The 26582-nt window shown below is 49.5% G+C and carries 17 protein-coding genes and 4 pseudogenes; 3 read left to right on the forward strand and 18 right to left on the reverse strand.

Annotated elements, in window-relative coordinates; translation table 11 throughout:
• Positions 1-36: 36 nt before the first annotated feature.
• The 13 genes from FQ015_RS17700 to tssB all read right to left on the reverse strand — a co-directional run bounded on the left by FQ015_RS17700 (position 37) and on the right by tssB (position 20222).
• Positions 37-3408 (reverse strand): ImcF-related family protein, encoded by a 3372-nt coding sequence (locus tag FQ015_RS17700; protein WP_001151319.1) that lies wholly within the window; start codon positions 3406-3408, stop codon positions 37-39.
• On the reverse strand, positions 3401-4609 hold the full coding sequence (locus tag FQ015_RS17705; protein ID WP_160524328.1) for a hypothetical protein: 1209 nt from the start codon (positions 4607-4609) through the stop codon (positions 3401-3403). The genes FQ015_RS17700 and FQ015_RS17705 overlap by 8 nt, the downstream gene beginning before the upstream one ends.
• A gap of 2 nt (positions 4610-4611) precedes the next feature.
• Positions 4612-4875, reverse strand: coding sequence for a PAAR domain-containing protein (locus tag FQ015_RS17710; RefSeq protein ID WP_000939274.1), 264 nt, complete (start codon positions 4873-4875; stop codon positions 4612-4614).
• A gap of 518 nt (positions 4876-5393) precedes the next feature.
• A complete protein-coding gene (locus tag FQ015_RS17715) occupies positions 5394-6188 on the reverse strand; it encodes a hypothetical protein (protein WP_001469826.1) in 795 nt (264 codons plus the stop codon).
• Positions 6185-8746, reverse strand: a complete 2562-nt coding sequence (locus FQ015_RS17720; RefSeq protein WP_160524329.1) for a glycoside hydrolase family 108 protein — start codon at positions 8744-8746, stop codon at positions 6185-6187. Before FQ015_RS17720 ends, FQ015_RS17715 begins: the two co-directional genes overlap by 4 nt.
• Positions 8747-8761: 15 nt before the next feature.
• On the reverse strand, positions 8762-11119 hold the full coding sequence (locus tag FQ015_RS17725) for a type VI secretion system Vgr family protein (RefSeq protein ID WP_001256125.1): 2358 nt from the start codon (positions 11117-11119) through the stop codon (positions 8762-8764).
• Positions 11104-13782 (reverse strand): type VI secretion system ATPase TssH, encoded by a 2679-nt coding sequence (gene tssH / locus FQ015_RS17730; protein WP_000431644.1) that lies wholly within the window; start codon positions 13780-13782, stop codon positions 11104-11106. The genes FQ015_RS17725 and tssH overlap by 16 nt, the downstream gene beginning before the upstream one ends.
• Positions 13783-13949: 167 nt before the next feature.
• On the reverse strand, positions 13950-14441 hold the full coding sequence (locus FQ015_RS17735; protein WP_001007317.1) for an Hcp family type VI secretion system effector: 492 nt from the start codon (positions 14439-14441) through the stop codon (positions 13950-13952).
• 5 nt (positions 14442-14446) lie between these two features.
• Positions 14447-16108 (reverse strand): OmpA family protein, encoded by a 1662-nt coding sequence (locus FQ015_RS17740; RefSeq protein WP_080030215.1) that lies wholly within the window; start codon positions 16106-16108, stop codon positions 14447-14449.
• Entirely contained in the window at positions 16108-16797 is a 690-nt protein-coding gene (tssL, locus tag FQ015_RS17745; RefSeq protein WP_001248377.1) for a type VI secretion system protein TssL, short form, read from the reverse strand. The genes FQ015_RS17740 and tssL overlap by 1 nt, the downstream gene beginning before the upstream one ends.
• The gene (tssK, locus tag FQ015_RS17750) at positions 16794-18143 is read right to left on the reverse strand and encodes a type VI secretion system baseplate subunit TssK (RefSeq protein ID WP_000708643.1); all 1350 of its coding nucleotides are present in this window, start codon (positions 18141-18143) and stop codon (positions 16794-16796) included. The genes tssL and tssK overlap by 4 nt, the downstream gene beginning before the upstream one ends.
• A 15-nt stretch (positions 18144-18158) precedes the next feature.
• Complete coding sequence (gene tssC, locus FQ015_RS17755) at positions 18159-19703, reverse strand: type VI secretion system contractile sheath large subunit (RefSeq protein WP_000930195.1); 1545 nt, start codon at positions 19701-19703, stop codon at positions 18159-18161.
• A 21-nt stretch (positions 19704-19724) separates the two neighbouring features.
• The gene (tssB, locus tag FQ015_RS17760) at positions 19725-20222 is read right to left on the reverse strand and encodes a type VI secretion system contractile sheath small subunit (RefSeq protein WP_001469824.1); all 498 of its coding nucleotides are present in this window, start codon (positions 20220-20222) and stop codon (positions 19725-19727) included.
• A gap of 506 nt (positions 20223-20728) precedes the next feature.
• Here tssB and FQ015_RS17765 point away from each other — a divergent pair.
• Positions 20729-20920, forward strand: coding sequence for a DUF4222 domain-containing protein (locus FQ015_RS17765; RefSeq protein ID WP_032288129.1), 192 nt, complete (start codon positions 20729-20731; stop codon positions 20918-20920).
• Positions 20921-20972: 52 nt separating this feature from the next.
• On the opposite strand, the pseudogene FQ015_RS17770 reads toward FQ015_RS17765, so the two are convergent.
• A pseudogene (locus tag FQ015_RS17770) lies at positions 20973-21206 on the reverse strand (hypothetical protein).
• 95 nt (positions 21207-21301) lie between these two features.
• A pseudogene (locus FQ015_RS17775) lies at positions 21302-21924 on the reverse strand (DNA-binding protein).
• 260 nt (positions 21925-22184) lie between these two features.
• Here FQ015_RS17775 and FQ015_RS17780 point away from each other — a divergent pair.
• Positions 22185-22613, forward strand: coding sequence for a hypothetical protein (locus FQ015_RS17780; RefSeq protein ID WP_225288283.1), 429 nt, complete (start codon positions 22185-22187; stop codon positions 22611-22613).
• Between the two features lie 273 nt (positions 22614-22886).
• The gene (locus FQ015_RS17785; protein WP_001469817.1) at positions 22887-23660 is read left to right on the forward strand and encodes a hypothetical protein; all 774 of its coding nucleotides are present in this window, start codon (positions 22887-22889) and stop codon (positions 23658-23660) included.
• A gap of 290 nt (positions 23661-23950) precedes the next feature.
• On the opposite strand, the pseudogene FQ015_RS17790 reads toward FQ015_RS17785, so the two are convergent.
• The 3 genes and pseudogenes from FQ015_RS17790 to FQ015_RS17800 form a co-directional block, all read right to left on the reverse strand.
• Positions 23951-24513 (reverse strand): annotated as a pseudogene (locus tag FQ015_RS17790) (inovirus Gp2 family protein).
• A gap of 63 nt (positions 24514-24576) precedes the next feature.
• Positions 24577-24901 (reverse strand): annotated as a pseudogene (locus FQ015_RS17795) (TOTE conflict system archaeo-eukaryotic primase domain-containing protein); the annotation flags it as partial.
• Positions 24902-25040: 139 nt separating this feature from the next.
• The gene (locus FQ015_RS17800; RefSeq protein WP_160524330.1) at positions 25041-25604 is read right to left on the reverse strand and encodes an inovirus-type Gp2 protein; all 564 of its coding nucleotides are present in this window, start codon (positions 25602-25604) and stop codon (positions 25041-25043) included.
• Positions 25605-26582 lie beyond the last annotated feature (978 nt).

Here is a 26582-nt window from a genome sequence, read left to right on the forward strand (position 1 = left end):
TAAAGGCCGGCGCCGGATGAATGCCCCTGTTCATTTTTACTCAACACCTTCCGTGCCGGCGGCAACGCTAAAAATGGCGGTGGGCAGCGTAAATCCCTGTAGCTTCAGTAAGGCAAGCGGACCGTCGCCCAGCTCGCTGCGCATGACGAATTTCAGAGGATTACCATCGGCAGTGATCCACACCAGTTGTGTGCGGCTGGCATCAAGTGGCGTGATCAGAGCTTCGTCCAGCAGGCGAATAACTCCCCAGTTCCCCTGGTGACTGGCGTAGAGTTGCATACCACTGCTTACACTCCGCCAACTGAGCGACACACCTGGATAGTAAGTATTCCCCGGCCAGGTGAAGCTCTGCCAGCTTTCCATCTGATTGAAGTAATCCAGATTCTGTTCATCGAGGGTAAGCTGCACTCTGGCAACATCCCGTGAAGGACGCGCCATCAGTTCGAAGTGAACCCCCGCATCGCCCTGAGAGAACACGATATCTGACAGCTCTGCCAGTTGATTAATCGCCCGGAGGAAATCCGGACTGACAACCATCCCCTGGCTTGCGGAAGGATCAACAACCCAGCGATTCCCCTCCTGGTGGAGGAGCCCGCCAAGATGAGTTTTCAGGAACGTCGTGATCCGACCCGAGTCGCTACGCAGGAACTGTGCCAGTAACGGCAGGGAGGCATCGCTGCCGGTGGCTTTAAACGGGTACCGCCCCGCAAAAGCCTTATTCCACTGATCGACTATGGTTGTCTGCCAGCGGGCATTGAGGCTGCCCGCAGCCGGGACAAGCACCTGCCGCCAGGCCAGATCCAGCGGTTGCACAAACAACGACTGACCAAATCCACTCCATTCCTGCCCCAGACTTGCTGCAACCAGGCTGCCGTAATCGCGGGTGTCCGTCAGGTCGATGGCTTTGCCCTGAAACACGGCCCGGGCCAGCATCTGCGACATCGCCTGCGGATCCGGGGCGCTGGTAACCTGCTGAAGCTTCAGCCGCATCTGGGTTACACGGGCGATCCAGGACCGGAAGCTCAGATTACCGTTGCTACCCGCCCCCTCTTTTCCCTCCATCAGCCCCGTCAGCGGTCCAAATACCCCATCGAGCGGGCCTTCATGGCCCTGTGCCTGTTCAATAAACTGCCTGCCATTTTTATTCTTATCGAGCAGCTTTTTCGCTGAATCCACGATTGAATCAGCCAGTGCCTCACCTTTCTGCCCCGTTTTCCCCTGGTAGTTCAGCGTGTTCATCAGTGCAACTAACGGAGACTGACGGACATCACCGATCAGACTCAACTGGGCAATGGCTTCGGAAAGTGACGTGGGTTCATGCCACTGTATGCTGTTGAGCATGTTCAGCCAGGCATTACCAAAATCGGTAAAATAGCGTTCAGTCAGGCGGGTCTTCAGCGCCTCCGGAGAGATATCGCTCCCTGTCTGATGCGTCTTGTCCGTCAGTACCCAGTCAATTTCATCGCGGCGTGTTCTGACGACTTCGTTAATCGCATCCTGTACCTGCTCTTCCCAGGCCTGGCGCGTAAACATTCCCGGAACGACTTCGTCAGTGCTGAATACCGTTGAGGCATCGGTGTCACTGGTCATATCCGCAAGTGTTAAATCAGGCCAGTTGCTGGCCACGCGCTTAAGCATCTCCTGATATAACCCGGACTCAGCATTCCGCTGGCCAATTTGCTTAAGCAGAATCTGACGGACCGTACTGATTAATTCATCGTCAGGCTTAATTTTCCATTCCGGATGCGCCGGAAGGTTTTGCGCATAAAACTCCAGCAGTTTCGGTGCGAGGTTCTGCCATATGCCATCCGGCACATTCCGGCGTTTCGGTAAGGCTTTCAGCGCATTTTTTGCCAGCCAGCCGGCGTCCGCTTTGTCCGGACGCGCCAGCATCAGATAACTTTTGAGTATGTCGTAAGTATGCTGTGTGCCCTGCGTACGGGCATCACTGGCAGGAGGGAGTTGCACAAAGGCATTCAGCTGCTGCCTGAGGCTGTCTGCTGTGGCATCCCTCATCAGCTGTGCGTTATTTTTCGCATACAGCGGCCAGAGCGCGGCCAGCGTGTCGCTGTCCTGATTAAGACCAAAGCGGGTGTGCCATGGCGCACCGGTTGCCTCACGATGTTGCAGACGCGCAATGGCCTGCTGGAGTACAAGCTGGCTGCGCAGGCGTTCAGCCAGTGGTTTTGTTGTATCCGCTGCCTGTCTCGCCATTTCCTGCGCTTGATAAATCTGAGTACGGTTAACGAGCAGAGACAGCAGTGTACCGGCCCCCCACAGGACAATCAGGGAAAGCAGAATCAATCGCAGCATCTTCAGCCAGTTAAAGCCCAGCTTCCTGCCGCTGACGGCATCACAGTCATCAATAATAGCTTTCCAGGCAGGTGTGTCGGGGCATGTGTTTGGTACCGCTCCGGCAACAGTCAGTTCAGGGCTGAACATGACACCGCGTAGACGCCAGGCCGCAGATCCCTGCATCAGTCCACTGAGGAAAACAGCCAGACTGGTTTTCAGCTCCTGCTGCAGTCTGAGTGACAACTGAAGGAAACCGAAATCAGCAGAATCATTCAGTATCTGTGCCATTCCTGCTTTTTGCAGGTGTAACGCCAGTGCGGAAAACGCGTCGTCCGCACCTTTCACAGTTCCTTCCGGTCCGAAGATAACCCCCGTTGCGGCCATTTTCGCATCCTGCCGGGCACCGGTAGCGTTGTCAGTCAGCCACAGCCAGACCGGCGCCTGCCAGCACAACTGATGGTCGGCTTTCTGACGGTAACGCAGGAGGGCATCCCGTTCGCCATCCGTCGGGAGGGCTGAAATACTCATCACCTGAATGATGCCATCAACCGGTTGACCGGATCGCAGACGCTTCAGTTTTGAAAGGAAGATCTCGTCCGGGAGTGACTGCGCGTCTCCGCCATAAATCAGCACGTAGCCGTCGCCTTCCTGCCAGAGGTCATGGCAAAGACCCGGGGCTGCTTTCCGGACCACATCCGGATCCCCCATCACCAGCAGAAGTCGTACCTTACGCTGCCAGCGACGCCCATAGCGAAAGCGCAAATGTTCTGAAACGGCATCTTCGCTAAAAACTGGTTCATCGTCGTCTTCTTCACCGGGACTGGTGTTCGTCACCGGAGTGATACTCTCAGCCTTTTTCTGCCCCCACTGGAAATACAGCCCGGATTTACCGGCGAAGTCGAAAGCCTTCTCCGTCAGCCAGCCGAGTAAAAACAACGTGGCAACCAGTATGGCGCAGAATGTGAGTATGCGCTGCCCGTCATACGGACCGAAGCCGGTGGCCGAAGCGACGTTTTCCGGAAAAGCATAAAAAAGAAATGCCACAATGACCGTCAGAAAAAAGGCGACAGTTACAACAGAGCCGATGAGTGTTTTTACTTTTACCTTAGCCATTCCCGGGTGATTCCTTGCGAGCTTCTTCTTTGGTGATGACGGCGATCCAGACGTCGTCTTTGTCAGTGGTGGGCTGGGCGGCGATAACCTGCGGGCCATTATCTCTGCATGCCACTGAGGCAAGAATTACAGCGAGCCAGGGAGCGGCACGTCTGGCATATCCCAGAGCAGAATCAATTCCATGATTCTCTTTTGACAGACTGAATGTCACCCCGTTATCTTCACAGGCCATATTCCATCCACTTCCACCTGAAAGAACCGGACCTGTATACCAGGCCGTTTTTAGTGCTTCAGGGGCTGTTGCGGCCCATAACAGTGCCCTGTTCAGCGTTTTCACAAGCCGGGCTTCCTTGCCCTTTTCAGGGCGATGAAGGCATACTGCATCCGGATAGCCAGCAACCCTACGGTTGCTGAGCACCACGAGAGTAATGGCATCGGCGTCACCTTCATCTGGCTGCGCAGGCAATGAAAACGTCACTCCTGCAAGAATGCCCGGCGTATCCCAGCGCAGATCCAGCCAGGCATCAAACCCCGCCAGACCTTTGCCCGCAAGGAGTCTGAAGACTCTGCCGGTTCTGGTCGTGAGTTCATTTCTGAAGTGTTCCTCCAGTCCGGGACGAATATCGTCGTCACAGTCCAGCATCAGACAGCAAGAAATATCTTTCGACAGGGTGTCTGTAATTTTTTGTACATGGGTGACGAGTGTTGACGTAACAGAGATGAGTTCTGTATCAAGAGCTGTCTGAAAACCGGGTAAAGCTGCATACCTGACAGCAGATTTGGAACCACGTGGCGTTGAGGTCTCTGAAGCTGGAACAGTATGATTAACTGCGTTAACCAGTGCACCGGGACTATTTCCTGAAAAGTGTTGAACGTATGTATCGAGTATCCAGCCACAGCGCTGCCCCCGACAGATTTCGCGCTCAATAAGCGCTTCGCGCTCCACATTCCTGGACTCAGCCCCCACCTGCTCTGCTTTGTAGGCAAACCGGCGCAGGGAGAAAAGCAGTCCCCAGAGACAGAAAGGCAATCCCAGTGCAGTAAACCAGAAAATAAAGCCTGTGCGTTCTGTCGTCCAGTTCCAGAGCGTTAACGCAAATCCTCCTGACATGACAAACACCAGAAACAGTAGCCACCGACGGGTATCAGGCCGTGGAACCTTCGCCGCCTTTTCAGGGATGGTATCCAGCAGGACTGGCATACTCAGGCAACCTTTGCAGGTGCAAAAGAACTGATCAATGTACAGCCACAACCACATTTATGACCATGAAAGGCAACCGGGAGCCCGTTATCAAGATAATCAGGATTTCCTTCGATGATGGTTGTCGGGCCATGTCCAGGTATCGGGCAGGAAACCATATCACCTTTACGTGCCACGCCAATCCCACCAAATATCATGGTGTCTGAACAGGTCATAACAGAGCCGCCGTGAGTGGTTTTGTCGCCTTTTCTAATGATTTGCAACATTTGTATCTCCGTTAATTTATTGTTTACAGGACAGAATAAATTAATATTTATTGCTCAAGTATTTCAGCTTTGGTCCAGGATCATAAGAGGTAAAACCTTTTGCATTGATATAACCAACATTTATTATTTGGTGATATCTGTATATCCCTTACCTTATCTCCGGAAATAAGATAAGTACTGATCTTATTATTACTCAGAAAAGAAAATATTTGGTTTGTTTTTTAGTTTGATTTCCATAAAAATTTCACCCAAGTATTCAGAAATGGCTTTTAATGCACTTTCTTTCGTTTTTCCCTTTAATATACATAAGATGGTAAGTCACACCGATGCATGTAAGCCATTCCTGAACTGACTAATACTTCTTTTCTTCCATCTAGGTGTATCCATATACTTTTCCATCCCAGTCGCTGGCCTTACACTAGGCTATCTTATTCATCAATTTAACAATCAAAGCATTAACATTAAATTTCAAACACTCGGTGGGTTTAAATAGAAATTGTTTTTGTTGGAGGATAATCTTATGGAAAACCAAATCGCTCCTCATTCACATAAGGAATGTCAAGTATATTTTTATTTATAATTCTATCGCTTCTAAATGAACCCGGTAAACAATCGCTGGATTGAATAATCCTTCCATTTTTCTTGATATCAAACGACATTGTATATTCGTTTTCTTCAGAACCTTCGACTACATTAATGACATAACTGTACTTGCCGCGCTTGAAACCATAATAAGTAATTCTCATTTTACTATCTTTGGTGCGCCTCAACTTATTCCCTTCATTAAAAACCACTTTTAACTCTGTTTTACCATTCTTCTCAAAACTATAATTAATTTCTTTTGTAATATTATCAATGAAGAATGAAGCTTCTTTACCTCCTCCGCCAGGTAATGAGCAAGTAATGATTTTAGTGGATTCTTTGCCTGAGGCTTGCGCTATTTTCTTAAAATATATCACATTAGGCACAGACATATTAGCATTCACAAATGGAGCAGGATTAGTGATGGTATATTTAAGAACATTCTTTTCAATTGATATAGTTGCCTGACCAATACCCCCAAATGTACTTTCAAAGTCCACAACCCCAACATTATCTTTGATTATACCGTTGATATTTTTATCATTGTCTTCAGAACAGTCAATTCTATTTCCGTCATTAGTTATAAAGCAATATTTACCAACAAGATAAGCACCATCTTCAACTAAATCCAATGTTAGCGATTGTGAGTCACTCTCATTTACCCAATGACCAGAAAAATTAGCTATTGAGTGAAATGAAATGAAAGTCAAAAATAATAACATTCTTTTCATATATCAACCTTCAAACAATCATCAACTCTATTTATCCAGCCATTGAGGAATTTAATCTGTGCATTAGGCTCACCGTTGGTTATGGTTAAAGAACGGTAATAATCCTTTCTGATTTCTGCAATGCGTGATAACAACTGCTCTTGATCTTCAACTGCATTTATACAATGAATCATGTCATCGTCCATTATGTTATTTACTATCAGGCGATTATTGTATTCATCATGAAGCATTTTTCGTATTTGCTTAACTGCTCGGCCTGATGTAATTGTCCAATCATAAACCATCAAGGCTACCTTTGTATTTTCAAGCTTACAGAATCCTTTGGGTTCCCAATAATGATTATAATAAATGATTTCTGCCTGTTCCTTAGTCATATTTCTGAGAGTACTGGAAGTAGCTTCAATTCCCAGATCAATTGGTGCGTGCGCTCTCCAGGTCGCAATCGTAATTCCCATATTTGTCTCACCACCACGATCATTGGGGTCATTAACGTATCCCCCTTCATGTCGAAGTATTACACTGGAAATTTTAGAGAATAACTCTCTACATCTTTCTTTTACACGAATTGCCTCCAAAAACACAATCGGATGCATATGCCACAGCTCCGGTCCCAGCGCCACTCCTTTTTCGGATACTGCTTTCATCCACGTCATCTTATCCAGAAACGCTTCCAGATATGTTTTCCATAACGGCGCATCCCTGGTTAATGGATCCAGATAGTTTTTCCACAGCGGATCATCCTTACCGTAGTACCATTCACTGGCGTGTTTCGCAATAATACGGTACAGGCGGTCACGGTACGACACATTATGAATTGCCTGAAGATATTCCTGCTCTGAGTAATGTCCGTCCTCGTTACTGTCTGTCATCTCCAGCAGCCGCTGGTAGTTATATTTGTTCAGCGCGTGAGAGATGCGTTTTTCCTCCTGCGCTGCTTTATATAACTGCTCCAGAATCCCCTTCACCACGTTATCTGGTCGCTTTACCCCATCAATCAGGTCAAAGCTCGCTGGTGCTTTATTCAGCGTCACAAACCCCAGCTCGTCTAACGCGTACTGCGATACTTTTTTTACACTGGCTGCAGGTAACCAGCCATCTTCCGGGCATATCTGATAATACGCCGCATCCTGATTACTGGTCAGCGTATTCCCCCCGGCACCAACACCAGGGACATTTGCCAGCGTCAGAACTCCAGAGGCTCTTGTTTTTCGCTCTCCCGCAACCATACCCTGTTCCCCCTTATCAAATAACGGTACATCAGTTTGCCAGGTCAGATAAACCGGTGCATCTTCTCCTGCTTTTCCGGGGTTGGTGATGAACTTTTCCATATCATCCATACTCAGGCACTCTATATGTACCTGGTAGCGCGATCGTTTACCGTTTTCTTCCGGTAGCTGATAAAAGCCCATATGGCCGAGATTATCCCCTGCACTGACAGTTACAGGGACTGGTGGGACATACACATCATTAAAAACGGGTTCACTGTCGGATGCTGCCGGTGCAACCGGCGTCAGGCTATCACCATCTGACACCACCCATACCCGGTCACCTTTTTTCAACGTATCCTTATCACGCCCCAGCGTGACCAGACTGAACGTTTTTGCGGCATCGCCAGGGCTCCTGCCCGGGTGGATAACCTGCTGCGCCGTATTACCCGGTTCGTAAGAGAGCGGAAAACCTGCTGTCAGCCTGCCCGCCTTTTTATTGAGCAACACATCTTCCCGACTCAGATAGTAACCCCAGTCTGTACGCGAGGTACAGTTCACCACACCTTCCGGCTGAGTGGTGTAAGCAGGAGTACATTTTGCCCACCAGGACGGAACCGGCGCTGATTTAACTGCTCTCAGAGAGCCCCTGTCTGATACCGTCCAGACTTTCGTTCCCGCTGCAAGCGTCTCTCCCGCTGCATTTTTCGTCTCTCTGGTAATGGTCACTTCGGTAAACTGACGCCTGTCTCTGCTGCGAGTGACGATAGCGTCACTCAGTGTGACAAGCGTGTCTTTATTCAGTTTTCCGGCTTCACGGCCTGCCTGCATATCTTCCGCACTGGTGTAATAGCGCTGGATCCCTGCCACTTTTCTGTCCGCCTGGCGCCCCTGTTGTCCATAAGCAGCCCAGGGGGCCAGATTCATGTACAGCGTAAAAAACGTCAGTCCACTTTCTGCGTTATCAGCCGGCTGAATATAATGTTTCACCAGCACAAAGGATGTCGAAGCGAACAATTTTTCACCGCGCCATTCAATCGCGGCACTCTCGTAATCCCTGCATACCCGCCAGGCAACGATTTCACCATCGGCCATACAACGAATAAATTGCTCCCCTTTATAAAGTTCGCGGCAGTACTCTTTTTCGGGCTCACTGTCTGTACTGAGGGCACACCAGGGGATCGTTGCATCAGTAATATGAATACCGCCATGCCACATTCCCTGGCTTCCCACCAGATACAACCCTGAGCTTTCCCCTCCGAGCATCGATAACAACGCTTCCACGGAGGAAAAGGCATGGCCATTTTTGTTTGACGGTACGGGGTAACTGATTTCAGGTAACTTTGCTGTCATAAATCCCCTTTCATGCTATTCACTGGTCCATTTGGCGGAATTTGGGGTCGTGACCGTAACGTCTGTCCTTTTAAAGTCCGGTGTCTCCTGCGGCAGTGTGCTCCCATTTCCGGGCACCAGATAGCTCGCGACCTTCATCACCATCATCCCTTCTGAACCATGCTCTATCCCGTTCTTACTCAGTCTCAGGTAAGACCCGCCACCGTTCAGCGTCAGGGTTTCCGGGGTGCTGATAATAATTTCATCTTCACTACTGGTCACCGTCAGCTGTTTTTCAGAGAACAGCGCCATCGTGTTGTGCTGAGCCTGAATCTCAATATCTCCCTGGTTGGCTACCAGTTTCGCCCCGTCTTTATGCACAAACAGACCAAGGGCTTTTTCCACCGTTACCGACAGATTTTTCATCGCACCGATATCAAGATGCTGACCTGCATTGATCATGGTGTTACGGGTACTGCAGAGCTGAAGGTGTTCACCTGAGGTCAGGGCCACCCCCTGCGGCGCACTCCCCAGCAGAACCGCTGACTGAAGTTCCCTGATTTTGTCGGTTACAAACCTAATCTGAGTATTGATATCACAGAGCAGGGCGCCGGCGGCTTCGGCAGCGCTGTTCAGGGCCTGCATCTGGCTGTTAGCCTGCTTAATCTGACTTATCGCTGCCGCCATTTCCAGCACTGGCCCCTGGGCTCTGGCCTGGGCATCTGCCGTCAGGAACAGCCCTTTTGCTGCACGTACAACACCATGCTCATCCGTTCGCAGTTCAAAACCGGCACCTCGCTTTTCACGCTGGCTGTTGACCAGGTGTCCCATGTTCAGCTGTGTTTTGCCATATTCCGTTGCGAGCTTGATATGCTCTTCCTGGCGCTTATCCTCCATCCGCAGCTTATTGTTCGCCAGCGTGCGCCACACGTTCCGCGTATGATTGTCACTGGTGACAAGGTCCGGATGCTCTGAATCATGCAGGGCATAAGCGATGTAGGGACGATCCGGATCTCCGCCATCAAATACAATGGCCACTTCAGTTCCGTCGATAAGCGGTGAGTGGAAACCGTACGTATCACCGGCATAAGGTTTAGCCAGCCGCAACCACAGATAAGCGTAACCCCGTTCTGTACTGTTGCGATCGAAGTCCAGCTTCACCCGGTAACGCCCATGCCCGTCCAGATGGGCGTAGATATCGTTCTTCTCGTGGCTCTCAATCCGCGCCGGAAGCGAGCCGGATATCACCGGGCGACCGAGCAGTGCCGGACGCCAGCAGACCGTTTCGCTGTAGGGGATCCCCTCAAACGTCAGCGTAAAGCAACTTTTGCGTGAACCGCGGGAACGCACCGTGGTGATAACGATGCCTGCCCTAACGACATCGGGTAACGTGCCGTCCGTTTCAAGTACCTGACCCGGCGTCAGATAAGGGCTGGAGGAATGCCCGCTGACACGATACTGCGCGTTCAGAATGCGTTCGTGGCGCAGACGGGCAAAGTATGCCCCGGTCTCCGGACTTTCAGCGTCACCTGCCGTCAGGAAGGGTTCAGCATAATGGTACGTTTCTCCGGTGGTGATCCCTTCCTTACTGAAAATACTTTCGGCACTGTCCTGAGGTTTCAGCGCTTCACGGTAGTTGTAGTCCCGGGTGACCACACTTCCGCTCACCACGTTACAGGTGGTCTGAATATCCCAGATGCTCTCCTGTCCGCTGTCACTCATCCCGGCCTGATTGCGCAATGGCAGCGTGATGCCAAATTCATACTGCTGCTGGCTGTCCTGGAAAATAACTATGTCCTGTTCAAGACGACTGTCCATTTCATAACGCCAGTAAATCCCCACCTCCGCCAGCAGGCGCCGGATAAACTCAAGGTCAGTTTCCCTCCACTGGGTGATGAGCTCCCGGGGTGGATACTCCCGGGAGAGCCGGAATTCAAAATCCTGCCCTTCCAGACCATGTTTACGTAATACCTGCTCAACCACTTCAGTGACTGACTGATTGAGGTAGATTTCGCTCCCTTTCGTATAGTTCAGAAGGGCGATACGGGGAACGATCGTCAGTGCGTAACGGGTCTCATCATTCGAGGCAGAGATACGACGAAACGACTCAACCACGCCGAATACCGTCCTGAGCGGCAGGGCCGGTGTTCCGTCAGACACCGGGGTCTGGAAAGTAAATGACGCCGGCTTCAGCAGTAACGCGTCACAGGCAATATCCGCAGAGGAGCAGGTGACAACCACGTCATAGCGCCAGGGCTGGCTGAGGGACTCAACCGCGCTGTAACGTAACACATCCAGAAAATGGCTGCATTCATGCACATGAACCCGGTATCGTGATTGCCCTGAAAGCTGCTGTACAACGCTGTCAGCCTTGCTGGTCAGGAAACTGCGCATGACGGCTCTCCCTCTGCCTGTGCATCAAATACCATCACAATACCGTCCTCGTCACTCCATGCCAGAGTCAGCGCCTGTGGTTTCTGCTTCACGGCCATATGGCTCAGCAACTGCCGGCTCAGTACCGGCAGCAGTTGCTGGTTCAGCAGACTCTCCACATTCCGGGCACCCGTATCCGGCAGCAGGCAGGCTGATGTCAGGGCATCGTACACACGTTCATCAACCGATGTGCTCAGTCCATAATGGCAGTGCAGGCGTTCACAGACCTGTGCAAGCTTCATCTGCACAATGGTGCGCATGGCAGACGGTGTCAGCGGACGGTAAATCACGGTCTGGAAACGGGCGAGCAGTGCAGGCCGGAAGTGGTCGCACAGTATCGGGCGCAGCAGTTCGTGCAGGCTGGCCTCAGTGGCTTCCGGTTGTTCGTCCAGCAACTGCATCAGGTGGTCACTACCGAGATTGGAGGTCATCAGAATGACCGTATTACGGAAGTCAATTTCACGCCCCTCGCCGTCGCGCATAAAGCCCCGGTCAAATACCTGATAAAACAGATTCAGCACATCCCGGTGGGCCTTTTCCACTTCATCCAGCAGCACCACACTGTACGGACGCTTACGTACAGCTTCCGTCAGAATCCCCCCCTGACCGTATCCCACGTACCCGGGCGGTGACCCCTTAAGCTGGGAAACCGTATGGGGCTCCTGATATTCTGACAGATTGATGGTAATCAGTGATTTTTCACCGCCGTACATCACGTCTGCCAGCGCCAGTGCCGTTTCGGTTTTTCCCACACCACTGGGACCAACCAGCAGGAACACCCCCTGGGGGCCGTTACCGGATGTCAGACCCGTTTTCGCCGCACGCAAACGCTGTGCAATGGATTCCAGTGCCACGTCCTGTCCGACCACCCGTCTGCCGATATCCTTTTCCAGATGCAGCAGTTCCGTCTGTTCGTCCTTCATCAGGGAAGATAACGGCACCCCGGTCCAGTCCGCGACCACACCGGCAACGGTGCGTACATCAACATCCACACTGAGCAGGGGCTGATTCTGCTGAATGTCGTGCAGTGCCTGCTGCAGATGCTGCGTCTCACTCTGACGGGAAATATCGCTGCGGCTTTCAAGTAACTCACCGGTGAGTTCGCACTCCCGGGCGTACTTCTGCTCCAGGTCATCACGTGCTGTCATCAGCACGTTCTCTTCCTGCTCAATGGCAGACAGGCGTTTGCCGTGATGCTGATGACCAACGGCAATATCTTCCAGCAGTGCCTGTTTTTCCATACCGAGGGAAGCGAGCTGTGAACGGATACGGGTCAGCTGTTCCGGCACCGTGTCGAGGCTCATCCGCACACGGGCAGCAGCGGTATCGAGCAGGTCAACGGCCTTGTCCGGTAGCTGACGTTCTGTCAGATAACGGCGCGACAGTGTGACGGCAGCACGTACCGCCTCATCGGTGATATGCACGTTATGATGTTCCGCATAACGGGATTTCAGGGAGCGTAGCATCAGACAGGCCGTCTCATCATCCGGCTCGTTCACTTTGACCATCTGAAAACGCCGCTCCAGGGCCGCGTCATGTTCAAAGTATTGTTTGTACTCAGACCAAGTGGTGGCGGCAATGGTGCGCAGTTCACCCCGCGCCAGCGCAGGCTTCAGCAGGTTGGCCGCATCCGCGCCGCCGGCCTGATTGCCGGCCCCGATAAGGGTATGGGCTTCATCTATAAACAACAGAACAGGAGCCGGTGACTGCTGCACGGCATCAATCACGTTTTTCAGGCGCTGTTCAAATTCACCTTTCACACCGGCACCGGCCTGCAGCAGACCGAGGTCGAGGGTGCGCAGGGTGACGGGTCTGAGTGATTCCGGTACGTTACCTTCCGCAATACGCAGGGCGAGCCCTTCCACCAGAGCCGTTTTCCCCACACCAGGGTCCCCCACCAGAATCGGGTTATTCTTGCGGCGGCGGGAGAGAATATCCACCATCTGACGGATTTCCGTATCGCGTCCCGATACCGGGTCAATTTTACCCTCTCTCGCACTGGCCGTGATGTCCCGGGTGAATTTATCCAGCGCACGCTGTAACACCGGCGGCAGGTCACCTGACGGTATACCCGCCGTATCCGAACCGACAGGGCGCCCGATAAAGGTCACATTGTCTCCCTGAGGCAGCACAGGCTCTGCATCCTGTAACCTCTCCGGACACTCATCAGACTGTGCATCCAGCAGCAGGGACAGACGCTGCAACTGGCTCTGACTCAGTGTCAGCAGGGGCCACAGCCCGTCACAGCGAACCAGGTGCGGATTTTCCGTCAGGGCACCCAGCAGATGCACGCTGCGGATATGTTCTTCTCCCTGTAATGAGGCCACCATCCAGGCCTGTTTCAGCAGGGCATTCAGAGACGGCGCAAGCTGCGGGCGGCTGCGTACGCTACGGGGCTGGTTATCCAGCCAGCCGAGCAGCGACTGCCATATCGCGTCCATATCCCAGTCATAACGCCGGCCCAGCACGGTAAGGTCGCCTTCCCCCTGCTCCAGCAGTTTCAGTAACCAGTGCTCCGGGGTGATTTCTGCATGGGCCCGGGTCTGGCAAAGAGAGGCTGCGCCTTCCAGTGCACGGGCACAGTAATGATTAAGACGACGTAACAGGGCTGCCGAATTTTCCATGTTATTCACTCACTGTCAGGAGACCGTCAGGCACGCTACCGCCCTTCGCCGTAACCCAGGCGCATCAGGTCTGTGTTCAGGATTGAGAATTCTTTCTTTAGCACCCGCCAACAGATGCTGAAGAAAAAATAAAAATGACGGACAGGATGCCCTGTCCGTCCGGGGAATTACGCAGTTGTACGTTCATTCCACGCATCAGAATGAATGATGTTGCCGTCCTTGTAAGTCCAGGTAATTTTCTCGTAACGCAGTTCCACCTGTTCAAGGTGGCTATTTTTTTCGTATGCCGGATTTTTAATGTTGTGCATTACAGGATGCATTCCCACAACCTTTACATTCTCAAGCTTCGTATTGAAGTACTCCACTTCCTGACCGGCATCATTGATTTTGTACCACTTAAACTCAGCAGATTTCAGGGTCTGCCCGGTGGTCACGGCCTTGTAAAGGTACGGGCTGGAAGAATCAATTTCCTTGGTAAACAGGAACGGCGTGTGAATACGGGTACCGGTCAGCTTACCGGTGTTGTTATCCGTCGGGAGGTAGAGGCAGTGCTCCTGAGCCACCACCTCAATGCTGCCCTCACGGTCCTGAACATCCACAGACCCTTTGATATCTGCACCGCCATCATCTTTCAGCCACAGATAAACTGGAATTGCCATAAAAATTACTCCGTTATGTTTTCTGATGCGCCCTCTTCCGGCGCAGGGGAAGCGTCCGGCAGACGACAGGCATCGGCCTGTGGTACCAGACTGAGTTCAACACGGCGGTTACGCGCACGGCCTTCCGCCGTGTCATTCGGGGCAACAGGGCGGCTTTCACCGTATCCCTGCACGGCAAAACAGCTTTGGGGAATATCACCTGTATCCCGCATCCAGTCGCGAACCGCCTCTGCACGCTTCAGGGACAGGATCTGGTTGCGTTGCGAGTCACCGGTATTGTCCGTGTGACCACTGACTACAATCAGCCAGCCTGCTTTTGCCTTAATATCCGCCAGGGCATTCACCAGCCATTTTGTGGAGCCCGGCTTCAGCGTCCATTTACCGGCATCAAACAGCGCTAGGCTGTCGAGACGGATGATTTGCGGAGGCGCTTCCGGCTCCGGCGCTGGTAAAGGCGGAACCCAGGTATCGATAGCCTGCTGCAGGGCCAGCCACAGGCGTTGCCCCGGGTAATAACCCAGGCTATAACGTAAAGGCACTCCCTGACGCTGCCACTGCTCAAGCAGAAGCGCGTCCTGTTTCAGTGCAGCCAGCGATTCCGCCTTAGGGCAGTAGTGATCCATCGGGACAGCATTCCAGCGCTGTAAATCGGTGCTTACCTGACGGATCAGATCACGATTGTTAAGCGCAGAAATCCCCAGCGCCGTCAGAACACACAGCCATATCAGCAAAATCAGACGACGGGTACGCTGGCCTCCCTGTACCGTCGACGCAAAAGGTGCCAGCAGCGACAGAACCGCATCCGGGAACATCCCTACCGGCACTGTCTGCCCCGGTTTTCGGGAAAACTGCAAACAGGTACGGGAACAGAGCCAGTCGGACCAGACTGACGGTGTCCCCGGAAGAACAGCACCAAGGCGCATTACAACAGAAAATGCTCGTACAGGTGGCGTCAGCCGGTCAGCTTTTTCCAGCTCATCAGCCAGCGTATTACGAATAAAGGAAAATGCCTCGCTGACGGCTGGCAGCGCCAGAATATTGTCTTCCACCTGCAGCCAGTCAGTGAATGCCTGAGGTGAATGATTAACCGGGCATACAACCGGTCTGTCCCCCCGGACTATTATCCACGGTGTTTCAGGCCCGGAAAATTCGGCACTCAACACAACCGGCAGTGCGAACCCCGTCAGGGATTTAATCTGATTACACTGCTGGCGGAGAGTTTTCAGTGTGAAACGAAGAACCGCTTCATCATGATGACAGTCTGGCAGACAGCGGTACATCACAGAGAGCTGACCGACCTGGCGCGGGAACTGCGTCTGTATGCTGCGGACAACGTCAGTTAAACGGTTGACGTCACCGACCCGCAGCCACCATCCCCGGGCTGTTTTACGCAGCGGACCTTCCTGAAACAACGCTTCCTGCATGTCACCACATACCAGTACAACAGGATCCCGGGTGTCGGATAATGCCAGTTCAGCGTCCGTCAGGGTAATGTCTTCACTCCGACTGTTTTTAAAAACAGCCCAGCCTGCCAGAAGAAGTATCAGCAGAGTGACCAGACCGTTAAAAACATTGCCTGCCGGGATGAAACACCACAGCAACCACAGCAACGTGGCAACGGCCACCAGGGCGTGCAGGACTACCGGAATGATGACCAACCTACGCATCAGCCATGCAACTCCGGTATTTGTGATGACAAAAGAGACTGAAGCCAGAGGTGACCACCCCACCAGATAACGCCGGTAAGAATAACGGCGAGCACTATCCAGAACCAGACTGAGCGCATCAGACGCCAGCGATGTTTCTCCATCCGGTCAACAACCAGTGACAGACCGGCATCAGGCAGAGAAACACGTTCAGAAAGGGCTTTCATGACCTCATCACGCTGCGACTGGCTGACTGCTTTCAGGCAGTATACACCCTGAAAACCCAGCGCTGTCACCCGGTGATAGCAGGTTAAAACGGCCGGGTCCGGTGAAGGCTGACGCAGAACCTCTGCAATGCGATCCCACAGTGCCTCACCAGCCCGAAGTGAGCCAAAAAAGCGGGCCTGAAGCGGCACTTTACGCCAGGCCACCTGGCCTTCATCAACGTCCGGCGCCCCACTTTCCCCGTTTTTTTCAGGCTTACGGCTCATCACCGTTTCGTCCAGGAGGGCACATTGTGCATAGGTAATATGTTCCACACTGGCATCGTCATAACCGGCACGCTCCAGCGCTTCCCGCACACTTTCAACCTGCTTAACGCATTTGTTGTAAAGCGCAGTGCCATCAGGCGTGACAGCACCGTTTTTAAGCATGGCGACGGTTAGCCATGTTTCCATCATCAGCTGGTCGATATCAATATCCTGTCTCATGAGCGCAATACCGCAAACAGTTCAAGTTCCAGGGCACCAAGTAACTCAGGCACATAGAACATACACACTCCCTGCTCCAGCATTTCATGTGCAGCGGGGCTTTCCATATCAAGTGCGAAGTACTGGTTTTCCATGCGTACAGGCAACGCAGCCGGAACCCTGCTCACCGGGGTCAAAGGGATCCCCCTGAGTGCCGCACCATAGATCTCACTGACATTATCTGGCGACCCCGCCAGACAGAGTGCCGGAAATTTCTCAGCAACCTGCCAAGCCGGGATATCCGAGCGCACAGACAGCCAGAGATCAGCCTCTTCGCGCAGGCGGATATCGTGAAGGCTGGCCTTCCAAGTCTGTCCATCCGGCCGGGACATTTCCAGAGCAATGACCCGGGATGGCAGGCTGGCCTCCAGCAGATCCGTTATCAGGTCGAACAACGGAAGAAATGCACTGGCCGGCTCCTTGTGGTCATAACCCGGTATGGCGTCAGGATCATGCTCCAGGGAAAAAGTCAGCATACTGCCTGCCAGACGAGCAAGCTCCGCCCACACCTGTTCAGGTGGACGAGAAGGAAAACGTTCGTATTCCGTCAGTACACTGGTGTGGGAATTCAGCGCATTTAGCAACCAGAAAAGGGAAACATCAGCAACAGCAAAATCGGCGAGCCTTTCGTTACTTTCACGACGCATCGCCATCAGACGCTGGCGTCGGGAGCGTAACTGACGATTGAGCAACACCAGACGTTCGCACAGGACCGGGCTTGCCCCAAATGACGCCATCGGAGGAATAAAAGACGGATCCTGTCGCCACGCATTTTGACCATCTCTGATCAATCTTGCTACCGGGCAGACTTTCCATGAATCATTGTTTTCATGGGCAAACCGAATGGTAAAATTAAACCGGGCAACGGCCATGGGCTCTTCTTCAGAGCCAAAAGCATCCTGCAACGTTACCCACTCTTCCCGATAGCGAACAGGTCTGTCTGCACTGACATCTTCCTGCTCAACGTTAATCACTCCGGGCTGCATGTGGGGAAGTGCAATAACGACAGTTACCGCATCGCGAGCAGCCAGCTGGCCGGCATCTAACTCTCGCGGCGCCGGAGGCAGATCGCTCCTTTGAGCATCAAGAAGTGTTCCATCTTCCAGCCAGAGGCGTAACTGCGTAATCTGGATCAGCCCGGACGACAGAAGACTGTCATTAAACTCAACCGTTTCCACTCCCCAGGGAAACGGGGATGCCAGCGCAGAGATACCGGCACTGCGAAAAGACTCCCATTCAGCCTGCTGCTGAAACTGCTGAGGGGAGAGCAAAACACCTTCGCTCCACAGTGGACGATAAATCTTCATTTCCCAACACCTGCCTTACGCTTTTGCCTTCGGCATCTGCGAAACCAGAGACAGGCTGACATCCATACCTTCCACTTGGAAATGCGGTACGGCGTAGAGTTTCACGCGGAAAAATCCCGGATTGTCTTCGATGTCTTCCACCACCACTTTTCCGTCACGCAGCGGATGTGAGGCCTGCAGTTCATCACCCGGATCGGTCATCTCCGTCACCAGTCCCCGGATCCAGTTATTCAGTTCTAGTTCAAGCAGACGGCGATCTTTGGTGGTACCGATATTTTCCCGCTGAATGATCTTCAGGTAATGCGCAATGCGGGACAGCAGGAAGATATAGGGAAGACGGGCATTAATACGGCTGTTCGCTGTCGCATCCGGCGCATCGTACAGTGCCGGTTTCTGGGCAGAGTTAGCGGAGAAGAAGCAGGCATAATCCCGGTTCTTGTAGTAAGAGAGCGGAATAAAGCCCAGATTAGCGAATTCAAACTCCCGCGTTTCCGGGATCATCACTTCTGACGGAATTTTGACCTGATTACCGGTTCCCAGATCATACAGATGGATCGGCAAATCCTGAACCGCACCACCGGCCTGAGGGCCGCGGATCTGAACACACCAGCCGTTGGTGACAAAACTGCGCACCATATTAGCTGCAAAGGCAAAAGACGCGTTCGTCCAGAGATACTTGTGATGATCCGGCCCTTTCACCTCTTCAACATAGTTAAAGCTACGGACAGGTACAGTATCAGGACCATACGGCAGACGTCCCAGTACACGGGGCATCACCAGGCCAATATAACGGGCATCGTCCGTCTCACGGAACGCGTTCCACTTGATGTACTCGGCACGCTCAAAGTGGTTGCCAATATCCTTAATAGCAGCCACCTCTTCCATGGTTTCTTTCTGGAAGAAAGCCGGGCCAACAGAACCAATAAACGGCATATGTGCGGATGCTGCCACCCGGGAAATATTTTTCAGCAACGCCACGTCCTGTGCTGATGCATCAAATTCCCAGGCCGAAACCAGGGCAGCAATGGGTTCACCACCCGGCGTGTCATACTCAGCCACATAGGTCTGCAGATAAAGGCCGCTCTGAATAATTTCCGGCGCATCCTCAAAATCCTGGCGCAGATCGTCTTTGGACAGATCCAGCAGCTCAATTTTCACATTACGGCGGAAATCTGTTTTATCCACCAGAGACTTCACGCCCCGCCACAGGGATTCCACTTTCTGAAATTCCGGATGATGAAGCACAGCATCCAGCTGACGGCTGATCTGATAATCAAGCTTAGCAATATGATGGTCAATCAGCGCCTTATCGAGTTTTTCCACCTGCGTGCCGGCTTTTGCCAGACACTCCATAAACACCTGCATCCCTGCCGTCAGGCGTTCATCTGCAGACGCTTCTGACATGGCCTGTGGATCCTGCCAGATATCCAGTGCACTCAGGGCAGATACCGGACTCAGGTTAATTTTTTCAAACAGGGAAGCATATACGCTGTCACCAGCATGCGCTTCAGATACTACGCTCTCTGCAACATTCTTTTCTTTCTGTACAGACATCAGCATTTTCTCTCGTAATCCGTTAAATCACACCTTTTCCGGCACCAGTGCACGCAGTTCATCACGCAGCGTCTGACTCAGTGCCGGATCACGCAGAATTTTTTCCAGCTCTTTACGGAAAGTCACGTTATCCAGCAGATTGGCTTTCAGGTCCCGCAGAAGGCTGCGCATGGCCAGCATGGCTTTAAGACGGGGAATCTGTCGGGCGACCTGCTCTGGCGTGAAATCGTTCATATTGCGGAACGTCAGGCTGATGCTCTCTTCAGAGCCATCACCGGCAAGCGTGTTCTCCACATTCAGACGCACAGACGGGGAGATATCAGCCAGAACATCATTAAAATTGTTTTTATTAATATCCGTTTTTACACGCTCTGACAGTGAACGCTCTTCCTGTCCGTTACTGAAATCACCGGCAACCAGCAGTTTGAGCGGAAGCTCCACTTTCTTCTGCCCACCACCTGTATGTAGGTCTAATTTCAGATTTACCCTTGCTTTCGGGATTTCATTCTGAAACGAACTGCTCATGACTCTCTCCTGTGAAACCTGCATCTCTGGGGTTCCATCACCGCAGATGCTTCCCCTTGTGCACTGATTTAATTTTGATCATTATAGAACGAAGATCTGTAAAACCTCAATATGGAAGATACATCGATCGATATAACGCAAATATGCAGATCTTTATTCTGTTTGATATCGCAAAACCAGCGCATTACAAAACTTATAACCATGATTAATGAAAAACCGCAGGAAATTATTCCAGTGAACGCTTTTAATACAGCCAGTTATGTCAGAAAAGTTATGTTTTTGATTCCGGTTATGGAAAATCACGATGAGTAGCGATTCGGCATCATTTAAGTGATTTCTGAAAAACGGGAAGGATATGAAGGAAGAGCACAACAAAATGCAATGAAAGAAGGAGTGAGGGTTTTTTTAGTAAAAAAAGAAGATGAACAAAACACATCAGGAGGCTGAGACTCCTGATTCAGTGATACCACATGAAAATTTAGTTAACTGTTACCGTACTAAAATTTATGTCAGAAGATGTTCCATTACCGAAAGTCAATCAGCGATACAGAGACGATCATGGTGCGCTTGTCAACGTGACCAGTGTTGAGGAAACCCGGGTGGTGTTTATGCGGGACGGCTATCCGCATCCCTGCATGCGAGCGATGTACAACTTTCCGGGAAAATTCAAACCCGAACCTTGGGAAGAAACAGAATAAAACGAAATCCCTGCAGGCAATCACACTGCCTGATGGCAGCATAATCAGCCTTTTAATTCTCATCCCCGGAGACAAGCCCGGAAAACCACTCCGGGTGTTCACTGTATTCCGTGTTCAGCGCATCTCAGGAAACGTTTATATAAAAGCTGTCCTGCAATTTTCGGGTAACAACTTCTGCCAGGCGGTTCCGGTTATCCGCCAGTCCGGCATAACCTCTCTCTGCCAGCCACTCATTCAGTTCATATTCCAGAGACAGATTGATAAAATCGTAATCGGACCTTGCCATTCCCGTTTCCTTAGTACATGTTTTCAGGCACGGGGATAAAGTATAAATACTATCGTACTGCTGCTGCCAGAGCAATATTCCCCCTGATGGTCGTATCAGAGATGGTATGCCGGTACTTTGCGGGTTGTTTCCGTCAGGTTATCGTGCACCTCCACGGTCGTAGTCACCATCGGCATTCCGGCATTTCTCAGCCTCAGGGCATCAGCCGCAATACGCTGACTGCCAAACCAGAACAGGCCGTCCAGTGCAGTCACCAATAAACCCGCCTCCAGTGCATACTTCAGCCGTTCACGGGGCGCTTTCACTTCCCTGGCAACCTGCTGATATGGCGATGATGTGCTTTCATTCCCAACCACGCGACGAATACGGTGAGACAGATGATACCGGTATGTATCCGGCACACCAGAAAGACTGGCCTTCAGGCTGTACACGCAGCCAAAGCTTTATCTTTGAACATCACATTTTTCTGGCTGATGTCCCATTCTTCACGCAGCGCGGCTATCAGTTGTGGTGTACGAGTAAGCAACAAGCGAAAAAGCAGTTCAAAACTGGTGACGTAATCCACATTCAGCAGTGCAATACGCAGTCGTTCTTTTGGCCCGGCCTCTGTCTGCCGGCACTCCACCAGAACATCCTGCCACTGCCGGCGAAGACGGGGGGATTCGTTCCGTTCTGTAAAACAGTATTTATCCGCCAGGTAGTCAATTCGTGTACGCATAATATAGATTCAGGAAACAATTAAAGATGAATAAGCCCCATATTTCATTGGGAAAACTACAGTGTCAATACCAAAATGTTGCTCAAATCGTAGTAGAAGCATGGGATGTAGCGTTCAGGGTATTAAGAAACTTTTGGTTGACTACGATTGGAAAAATACATTAATTTTTATTGCGGTTGCATTTAATAGACTGCGGAGCGTGTTAACGCTCTAAATAAAAGTACTTAAGATGGCATAAATGTTACAAGACCAGGATAATTATGGCTGAAGTTACTGTAAGATCTAAGGATGAACTCGAAAAAGCTCAAAACAGCAAAGCTGAAATTATAATTATTGAAGGAGAGTTGGCAAATAAAATTAAAAAAACAAAGGCTGTCACAAAAGTAAGTGGTGTTGTTATTGCTGCCATGATCGCAACTTGTGCTACTATTCCACTCACTGGTGGAGGTTCTGTTTTAGTTGTTAGTTCTTTAGCTGCATTATCCGGACTTGATATCGCTGTTATTATTGCTGCAGCATCCATTGGTATTGCTCTGATTATTGCTGTTTTCCGCGATTACGAAGAAATTGAATTTAGCAATGGGAAGATGATATTAAAGTTAAAACGTAAAAAAATGAGTCTGCAACTGACAAAAATGAGAAAAAGCAGAAGTGAAAGGCCCGTACATCGGAATATGAACATATTTTAGTAATGTTTTAATAAATCGTAAAGCCTCTATATTCAGAACCACGAAATAGAGGTATTTTAAACTGCAACTGTTATCTCAATTTTTATCGAGGCGCCATTAAAACAAATACCCCGTTCTGCTGTTTTCTGATTATGCATGAGATTAAAAACACTAATTTTTGATTGAATTGTATATATACATTGTAATACAAGATTTAAATACATATTCCTTCTTTTTTTATCTGTAATCTATTATTATCAATAATCACATGAACAATATCAGAGGCAACACATTATGAATAAAGCTGAAGTTCTGGAAAACGGTTATTGGATTGAAATCAGTATTGATGCATATGCACAAAAAGTTAAGGGTATATCACGAGATGAATACCCACCATTACGTTGTATCTCATGCGAGAAACCTGTCCATGATAGCGGATTAGTCACTCCCAATCCTGATTATAGCCCCAGATTCTCTCATTCCGCTTCACCAGAAAATAAAGAGTTCTGTCCCCTAAGCGCAAGATCTCAACTTTTTTCTGGTTTTTCAGGTAATGAACGCTCTGCTTCAGCAGAAATTGCAGTATCTCGCCGAAATCAATTCATGCAATTTGATAACCTCTATCGGGCCTGGACTGTTTGTAGAGCATTAAGGGAAGGTGAAGGGAAGCTTGATCAAAAATCGCTCATTCGGATGGTCAGGATCGCGGATAGTTTTGGGATCTGGCATTATAGCTATATGCCTGACTGGGGAATTCCTCTTATGCTAATGTTAATGGATAACCACCCGATACCAAATGGTAAATCAACTTTTTTCTATTCATTAAAAAAAGAATGTGTTCGAAAAGGTATAAAATGGCAAGATCTAAAAGTCAGACTTGAAGCACATTGGGTAAATGGTGGTAACCGCATAGTCCCAAATAAAGATAAAAATGCTTCATTCTTACTCACCATTCCATTTGCTAAGTCTGTTATTGATGAAATATTGAGTAAAGAAAATCTGTCATGGTGTTCGAAAAATACTTTGCCAATATTGCATGCTTTTAGTATTAGAGCTTTAACATCTTAATTGCTGAAGTAATGATACAAGTTACAGGATTGGTGACGAATCTATAGACAAGGATATAAAAACCAAATATCAGAATTATTTTTGATAGTGCTGGTAAAGAAGCAGTGTGTTATATCAGCATGTTTATCGGAAAAAAGCTTACCTGGAGCTTTGAAAAATTGCAAAGCAGGGCCTGACAATGAAGGCCCTAATACTGTACTGAATATTAACTCAGTACCAAATCACAAGGAAAAGTATTTTTTCTGGTAAGATTCTGTATACATAATAAATCACCTTATAGTTACAATAGGTCAAAAACCGCTGTAGCCAAAGTTACGCTGGCCTGATGCTTTAGTGTCGAGCTTCGTCAAATAATCCAGACGTACCAATAAGTGCTGGTACTGCTCTGGGAAATCAGGATCGTTAATATCCAGGATGTAACGTCCATTAGCAGGGAAATGAACTAATCCCTGGTGATCTTCCAGTTCCAACCCTAAGGCACTGTACCAGGCTCCGGTAATTAACCCTCTCAGGGTGTCAGAGCGATCATAGTTTCCCAGATGGTAATAGGCGTCTTTGTTAAAAAAAGGCAGACGTGATAATGACATTTAAAGGACTGTGTATATTCTTTCGCCCAGATAATACAAACCGACGTTGCGTAGGTGCGTTTGCCTTGTTGTTTTTTACGGTGTTGATCTGCATTAATTTTCGCATTCAGCGAGTTACGGAAACGAGATATCTCTCCGGGGATCAGGTTAGGGAAACAGGTAATGGTATCCCCGTTGTCAATCACTGGAGGGTAATGGAGATCCCCCCGTATTGCTGTTATTCTGGAAGTTTTTTTAATATTCGTATTGATAGTTCTCAGAGATATATCACACTCTAGATATTTTAATTAAGTATCAGTTCGATATCGGCATATTGTACACTACCTCAGGTAGATGATGAGATCAGATACAGGGATCAACTGACGGTGAGCGCAGTCCCCACATTTTATCCAGGGCTTACTGCATATTCCCAACAGCCATTCGTTAGCCAGGCAGACGAATACCCTTTCCGCTGGTTTACTTTCCCACCGAAGGGCCCATACATCATCACGCCCGCGAAACAGTCGACAAAATAACGCAACTTTCTCATCCGTGAATAATACGGAAACGCACTGCACAGGACTCTGCGGTTTACGTCACTATTCAATCCCATAAGCTTCAAGTTATGTTTGCCCTCAGTGCAGCTAATTCATCACTGTCAGATTTATGAACTATATGCGTTACCTGTACCTGCCCCATGGGGTAGCACCACAGAAGATGAAGTGTCATAGTCCCCTGCGCTGAGGACAAAGCTGCGCATTAACGACAAATCCACGCAATAAATTACGATAGTTCGGGCATAAGCCCCCATAATTCAGTTATGTCGTGGTCGGCCGCGGTTACTTTTTTCGGAAAGCTTGCTACGCCCCAGAATAATACCGTGTTCTTTCTGATCCTGTTTAGCCAGGTAGCTAAGGGCGCAACGTAAGTCATCTACCGCAGATTTATCACTATAGTGAATCACGTGATCGATACGCACCGGGTATTTGTCTTTAGCCCGGCAAAGGTGAAAATAACCATCCCCTTCCGTGATCCGCCTCCAGATATCTCCCAGTTGCCTGGATATCCGATAAGATTTCTTGTGACGTTGTCCATCCAGGTAGCCGATAAAATGAATATGAAGTCCTTTGTCTGGGGTATATTCCATTACCCAGTAATATCCCGCCAGCATCGTCTGGGTTTCGCTAAGTAAACGGTATATTTCCATACACATACTGTGCTTACAGGAATGACCGAAACTGGGCGTGTCTTTCCTGTAGGCAAAATCAATTCTGAAAGGTAACAGTTTAGAAAAACGTTGAAACAACCCCTCCATGTGTTCATTCACATCTTTCAGAATCGCGAAATTCATTTCGTAATTGGGATTGGCATTATACATTTTATAGTCCTTACTTTATAAAACTCACAGGAAGAGGGAATTACGTAAATACTGAGAGAACATAAACGCCGTACCACGGCATTAATAAACGAAGTAAACCAGCAGTACAGACAACCTGTTAAAACTGTTTTGTATTACCTCGTTGTTGTAATGAGGTAATATTTCAGAATACAGTGAGACTCTCTTAAACTGAGGACCAGTACAAATTACAATGGTAAAAACACCACCTCATAGAATTGAGTTTAAGAAAACACCATTCACTCAACCTGACATTCACAAAAGTCAGTACCAGGTAGCCGCAGGTAACATCGCTATTAATATTGTCCTGCCATTAATTAAAAACAGAGACTCTGTGAGGAAGCCTCACCAATATTTGACCAGTAGCATAAAGAATAACGATATGAGAGATACGCCCACACCAGAGATGATTACCCCATACAAAAAGATAATATTTATTAATACCACCGAACCTCAATAGAGTAATAACACACTAATAGCGTTTTGGTACACACTTAACACTAACTATGCACCAGACACATACTCAGGATTAACATTCTCAACATTTATGGTGCTCTCAAAGAGTATAATTCACCACACAGGTAAACTCTCACACCAGTAGTATGGAGATAATGCAGTACTCATACTTACAGAGTAAAGTGTACAGTTAGCATACAGTGGCGAGCTGACATTACAACATAAAGACATAAGATAGCATAATAAGAACACAACAAAACTCCCACTAATAATACTAATTAACCTTAATTCTTTTTTGAACAGGAAATCAACATAGCTCCAGACCTCTTCAGGTCATACACTTTTGTATTGGATGTTCAATGTGTACTTCTGCACAGACAAAAAAATAAAACCAGCAAAATAAAATATCCCCCCCAAAAAAATTTAAAATACAGAGTGAAACACCACGTTATGGATATGTTTTCATATCACCAGAAGCATATTTCACACATACAATACAGAAAC

The sequence above is a fragment of the Escherichia sp. HH26CH genome (assembly GCF_009820205.1).
GTDB lineage: Bacteria > Pseudomonadota > Gammaproteobacteria > Enterobacterales > Enterobacteriaceae > Escherichia > Escherichia coli_F.